The sequence below is a fragment of the Streptomyces sp. NPDC002790 genome (assembly GCF_040295505.1).
Classification (GTDB): domain Bacteria; phylum Actinomycetota; class Actinomycetes; order Streptomycetales; family Streptomycetaceae; genus Streptomyces.
Genome location: NZ_JBEOVM010000194.1, coordinates 1 through 6,052 on the forward strand (window position 1 = coordinate 1; position 6,052 = coordinate 6,052).

The 6,052-nt window shown below is 67.5% G+C and carries 3 protein-coding genes; all 3 read right to left on the reverse strand.

The features are described from left to right. Nucleotides 1-96: 96 nt before the first annotated feature. Nucleotides 97-1,485: a DUF308 domain-containing protein gene (locus ABT004_RS35565; RefSeq protein WP_351345717.1), complete on the reverse strand. Its 1,389-nt coding sequence runs from the start codon at nt 1,483-1,485 to the stop codon at nt 97-99. 60 nt (nt 1,486-1,545) lie between these two features. Next, entirely contained in the window at nt 1,546-1,974 is a 429-nt protein-coding gene (locus ABT004_RS35570; protein ID WP_351345720.1) for a hypothetical protein, read from the reverse strand. Nucleotides 1,975-2,053: 79 nt separating this feature from the next. Next, nucleotides 2,054-6,052 (reverse strand): DUF6531 domain-containing protein (locus tag ABT004_RS35575; protein ID WP_351345723.1); only part of this gene is annotated, 3,999 nt, incomplete at its 5' end.

Genomic DNA, 6,052 nt, shown 5'->3' on the forward strand with positions numbered 1-6,052 from the left:
CAGCCCCCGCTCTACCGGTTCCTGCCACGTACCGCCAAGTTCAACGGACTACCGGTACGTGACAGGAACCGGTCCATGTGCCGTCCCGCGTCCCGGTCAGGTGGCGCCGGGCAGGTAGTTGTCGTTGTGCACCGGTGGGGTGGTGTGTCCGGTGTAGGCCAGCGGCCCGTAGGCCAGGCCGCCCACGCCCAGGGCGAAGCCGGCCACGTCCGTGCGGGTCCAGGCGTGGGTGAGGCCCCGCAGGCCGTCCATGGTCGGCAGCCTCAGGATCGACGAGGGGGACCGGAAGCCGTTCGCCAGGATGTTGGACAACACCGAACTCACCGCACTGGTCGGGTTCCGCATCGACCTGGCGACGAACGCGAGATCGTCGATCTTGGATCCGATGCCCTTCACCGCGTTGACGATGTCGGTGGGGAGCCTTCTGAAGTCCTTGCCGGAGATCCAGATGTTCCTGGGGATCTTCCCCATGGCCTCGGGAATCTTCTTGAACTCGCCCAGGAACTCGTTGAACCCGCTGCTGACCTTGCTGATGCCGCCGCTCGCCCCGCCCACCTTGACCGCGGACGTGACCGACTTGGCGATCGAACCGACGCCCTTGAGGACGGCGCCGCCGCCGAGGAACAGCCCGATGCTGCTCAGCACGATGCCGAGGACGTTGAACTCGCCCGTCTCCGCGCTGATGGACATGTTGATCCCGAACGCCGTCGCGCCGGTCACGAAACTGCCGATGGTCAGGGCGAGTCCGACCCCCTGAAGACCGGGCACCAGCATGGCCAGCACACCCAGCACACCGCTGATGATGCCCAGGACGAAGCTGAACGTCTTGCGGATCTTCTCCCAGAGGCTGTAGCCGTCGACGGACTCGCCGCGGGCGTCGTCGAGCTTCTGGGCGGCGGTGGAGGCGTCCTGTTCGCGTACTTCGCGGGCGTCTTCGGCGAGCGCCCGGGCGGCGTCGAGGTCGGCTTGCGCGTCGTCGGCGTGTCCCTGGGCGGTGGACTGTTTGCTGTGCGCCTCGTCCAGCGCGCGGCGGGTGCTCGCGCGGGCCTCGTGGTCGTCCGGCGGATGGTGCGCGGCGTCCAGCCGCCCGATGTCCGCACCGGCGGCCTTCACCACCTCGGTGGCCGACTCCAGCCGCTCCTTGGCCTCCCGTCCGTCCGCCAGCGCCCTGTCGGCCTTGTGCTGCACGTCGAGCAGCGAGTGCGCGTACGTGTCGAGCGCGCCGGCGGCCTGGTCGTAGGAGCTGTGCAGCTTGCGGACCTGCTCGGCCAGATCACCGAGCTTTTCCCGGAGCTTGTCCATGGACTTGCCCTCACCGGCCTGGTTGTCCTCGAGCCGGGAGAGCAGGGGCAGGGCGTCCCCCGCGTCGTCGGCCACCGAGCGGTAGCCGCGCGCGAGTCTGCCGAGCATCTCCGCATCGCCCGGGGCCGGATCGTCGGAGAACCCGAATACGTCCTGCCAGTCGGACGACGGGGGGCGTGCCATGGATGTCACCTCACTATTCGTCACACGCTCTCTTATGCGGTGATTCGTTGCGGGCGAGGACTACTCCTCGAAGTATCCGCCGGGAGCGAGGATCGCGTAATGGAAATACAGCGGAAGGTCGTCTTCCGGGTCCATCGGCACGTCTCGACTCGTGTCCCGTGAAAGCAGCAGGGCGACTTCGGGGAAAACAGTCACTTCGTCGTCGGGTTCTTCGTCCTCGTCGAGTGTTCCGACGGAATTTCCTTCTTCCGTCAGGATGCGAACGAGCTCCCGGGCGGGTGTCCGGAAGATGTCTCTCCCCGAGAAGGTCACCTGCACGTCGGCGTCGTCGTCCTCGAACCTCCAAGCTTCGACGGCGGTCAGCGTGGCACCGTCGTCGCAGATGAGCACCACCTCGAACTGCGGGTGCGCGACGACTGCCTTGAAGTCTCCGAACTCCGGGTCCGGGGCGGTCTGTGAGACGTCTCCCCACGCGGAGGCGATGCGCACTGCCTCCTCGAATGGGGTTCCGAAAAGCAGTGGGCCCATACCCCGACCCGGCGACATTTCTAGCTGCACTGTGCTTCTCTCACTTCAGGAGCTTGTAGTCGATCGTCCAGTTGTTCTTCTTCAGCACATCCTGGAACCCCTTGTTGGTGCGCATACTGATCACCGCGTCCTCGATGTGCGTGTTGTACTTGTTCCCGAACTTCGACCGCACGTCCTTGATCTCGACGGCCATCGCCTTGTCGAACCTACCCTGCTTCACGTAGTTCCGTTGAAGGGCTTGCGTCCTCTGTGCCGCCTTGCTGGAACCGGTGCTTGTCAATGCACGGTGGTCGACCTTTTCCATCCGGATCGCGGGACCACTGTGTGCGGTCAGGTTCGGCTTTACGCGACCCACGTACGCCGTCTTCGCAGGCATGTGGTGGATCTCGTTCCCGGATCGAGCAGGAGTCAACGCGCCGTACCAGCCCCCCTTGTCAGTACATGACGATGGTGCGAGTCCAAGAACGTCCGTGCTCTGGCGTGGATTGTTTACATATCCGACCGGGTTCGGTGCCGGTTCAAGACCCAGCGGGTCCGGGGACGTATACCGTCCGGTCTCCGGATCGTAGTGGCGGAAGTAGTTGTAGTGGAGGCCGGTTTCGGGGTCTTCGTACTGTCCCGGGAAGCGGAGCGGGGTGGTGGCTGTGGCCTCGCGGTTGCGGGTGGTGACGCCCCACATGGTGGTGCGCGAGTGCCAGGCGATGTAGCCGGTTTCGTCGACGAGTTCGGTGGGGGTGCCGACCAGGTCGGTGACGATGGCGAAGAAGCGGGAGTCCCACTCCTCCTTGGTGAGGTCCTCGGTGGGGCGGGGCTTGCGTTCGAGCTGGGTGAGCGGGCGGTCGTCGTCGTGTTCCCAGGTGAGGGTGATGCCGGTGATGCTGTCGGTCTGCTCGGCGAGGGTGTTGCCGTCCCAGGTGAAGTGCACGGAGGCGGCGACCGAACCATCCTCGGCCATACGGTACTTGGCGGTGCGGCGACCGATCGGGTCGTAGGTGTAGCGCCACTCAACGCCGTCTGGTGTCGTGCACGAGACGAGGCGGTCCTCGGCGTCCCATGCGTAGCGCCAGGTGTCGGGCTTCTTCGACAGCCGGCGCTTCTGGCGCAGCACCATGCGGCCCGCGGCGTCGTGCTCGTAACGCACGCCTCCCGCAGTCTCGACGCGGGTGCCGGTGTAGGTGCGTTCGCCGCGGGCCTCGGGGCGCCCACCCTTCTCCGGCCAGGTGGCCTCGGTCTGGTTGCCTGCCTGGTCGTAGGCGTAGGACTCGGTCCAGCGGTCGGCCGTCACCGTCAACGGGCGTCCGACAGAGTCGAGTTCCATCCGTTGGACAGTGCCGGTGACCGCATCGGTGACGGCTGTGAGGTGGTCGTCCGCGCGGTAGGTGTAGCCGCGGCCGCGCAGGGATCGGCTCTGTGCGACGAGACCGTGGGCGACCGTACGGCCCACCGAGTCCCAGGTGGTCGACGCTTCCACGGTCGAGGTCTCCGTGCCCCAGACACGGGCCAGTTCGCGGCCGAGGACGTCATGAGTGAAGCCCAGGCGGTGTCCCTCGGTGGTGAGGGCGTCGCGGTTGCCGGCCGCGTCGTAGCCGAGTTCGGTGACGGCGCCCGTGGGCGTGACACGGGAAGTGCGGCGGCCGAGGACGTCGTAGGTGAAGCGGGTGGTGCGGCCGTCGACGGTCTCGGCCAGAGCCCGCCCCATGACGTCCCGCTCGAACTCCAGCGTCGTATGGGGGGAGGCCGCACGGACGAGCTCCCCGTTCACGTCGTACGTGTACGACGTGGACGCCCCCCCGACGCTCTTGGCCAGGGGATCACCGACGGCGTTGTACTGGAAGGTGATCTGCTCGCCCAGGGGTGTGGTGCGGGAGACCACACGGCCCACGGCGTCGTGTGTGTAGGCGATTTCGCGGTCGTCGAAGTCGGACTCGCTGGTCAGCCGCCCCGCACGGTCGAGGGCGTAGTCCCAGGTCAGGCCCTGCGGGTTGGTGACCTGAGTGAGGCGGAGCTCGGGGTCGTAGGCGAAGGTGTAGCGGACGCCGTCGGGCCCGGTACGGGCCGCTAGCTGGTCGAAGTGGGTGTACTCGAAGCTGGTGGTGGCACCCGTGGGGTCCGTGTGGGAGAGGCAGTTGCCCTCCGCGTCCCAGGTCAGCCGCTCGCTCCGGCCGTCGGGCGTTGTCCGCTCCGACAGGTGGCCCTCGACAGTCCACACCGCGCGGGTGACCGCGCCCAGTGGGTCGGTGACGGCGGTGAGACGGCCGAACGCATCACGTTCGATGGTCGCCCTGTTGCCGGCCGAGTCGCCGATTGCCAGGGGGAGGCCCGTGTCGTCGACCTCGTAGGTGAACACTGTGCCGGACGCGTCCGTGGCCGAGGCTATGGCGCCGCTGGGGTGATGGGTGAACCGGTCCGTGGCTCCGTCCGGGGCGATGACGGTCGTCAGGTTGCCCCGCTCGTCGAACTCCTGGTGCCAGGTCGCCCCGTCGTGACCCGTCGACGTGGTGAGGAGGTTCAGTGCGTTGTACGTCGCCGTGGACCGGGTTTCGTCGGGGAGCTTGATGGCGGTGGCGTTGTGGGACCGGTCGTACTCGAAGCGGGTGGTGTTGCCGAGGGCGTCGGTGCTGGACAGGAGGTTGTCGTAGCGGTCCCACTCGGAGCGGACGGTGTTGCCCAACGGGTCGGTCTCGCCGACGACTTGGTAGAGGTCGTTGAGCTGGTAGACGGTCGTGGCGCCGCAGCCGTCGGTGTAGTGCGTGCGGCGCTCGTTGGGGTCGTAGGACCAGCGGGAGGAGAGGTATCCGTCGGGGCCGATGGTCTCGGTGATGCGGTGGGAGTCGTCGTAGACGTAGCGGTAGGTGGAGTGGTTGCGGTCGGTCCAGGAGGTGATGCGGGAGGCGTCGTCGTAGCCGAAGACCAGGGCCTTGCCGGAGGAGTTGATGACGTGGGTGAGGTTGCCGTCGGCGTCGTGCTCGTAGGTCATGACCTCGACGGGGCCGTCGGGGGTGGTGACCGAGAGGCCGGTGATGAGGCCGGCGACGCAGCGGACCTGGGCGCGGTATCCGCCGGAGTGGAGCAGTTCGGTGGGGGTGCCGTCCTCCAGGCGGTTCACGGTGACCGCGTTGTCGTTGCGGTCGTGCCAACGGGCCAGCCAGTAGAGGCCGTTGTCGTCGTCGGGATGGTCCGCGAAGGTCTGGACGAGACCGGAGTGCGGGTCGGCCACGCGGTACGTGACCCGGCCCGTGGTCTCGTCCGTTCCCGCGCAGGTCAGCGGGATACGAGCGCCTTCGTCGGGCCACACCGGGTCGGTGGACTCGTCGGTGGGCAGGCTGGGGTAGGTGAGGATCGACCCGTCCTCGCGGGCCCACCACACGCGTCCCCGGTCGTCGATCTCCAGGCGCTCGTCGAGGACGGAGGCCCAGGAGGGCCCGAAGAACTGGCCGCAGCGGTAGGTCGACAGATACGTCCGGGAGATCGTCAGCGACAGCAGGCCGGGCAGCGTCAGATCGGTCTGTGGCAGAACCATCTCACCGCTGGCCACGTCGACCGGGTCGGTCGCGCATTTACGGCTGCCCAGACCCCGGCCCACGCCGCGAGCGTCGCCCGCCTTGGCTGAGGCGGGTTTGACGCCCTTGAGCGCGGAGCCGATCCCCTTGACACCCTTGAGCAGCGCACCGCCACCCGCGACCAGTCCCACGACGCCGAGGATGATCTCGCCGATGTCCCAGTCGCCGGTCTCGGCCATGATCGACATATTGATGCCCAGTGACGCCGCACCGGCGACGACGGCCCCGATGGTGAGCGCAATCCCCAGCCCCTGCAGACCAGGAATCAGCAACGCCAGCACACCCAGCACGGCACTGATGATGGCCAGGGCCTTGCTGAACGCCTTCTTGATCTTGTCCCAGAGGCTGTAGCCCGCCACGGATTCGCCGCGCGCGTCGTCCAGCTTCTGGGCGGCGACGGAGGCGTCTTCCTCGCGTACTTGGCGTGCGTCTTCGGCGAGCATGCGGGCGGCGTCGAGGTCGGCCTGCGCGTCGTCGGC

Coding starts and splice junctions, on each gene's coding strand:
- ABT004_RS35565 (WP_351345717.1), bottom strand. CDS start 1,485: ATGGCACGCCCCCCGTCGTCCGACTGGCAGGACGTATTCGGGTTCTCC.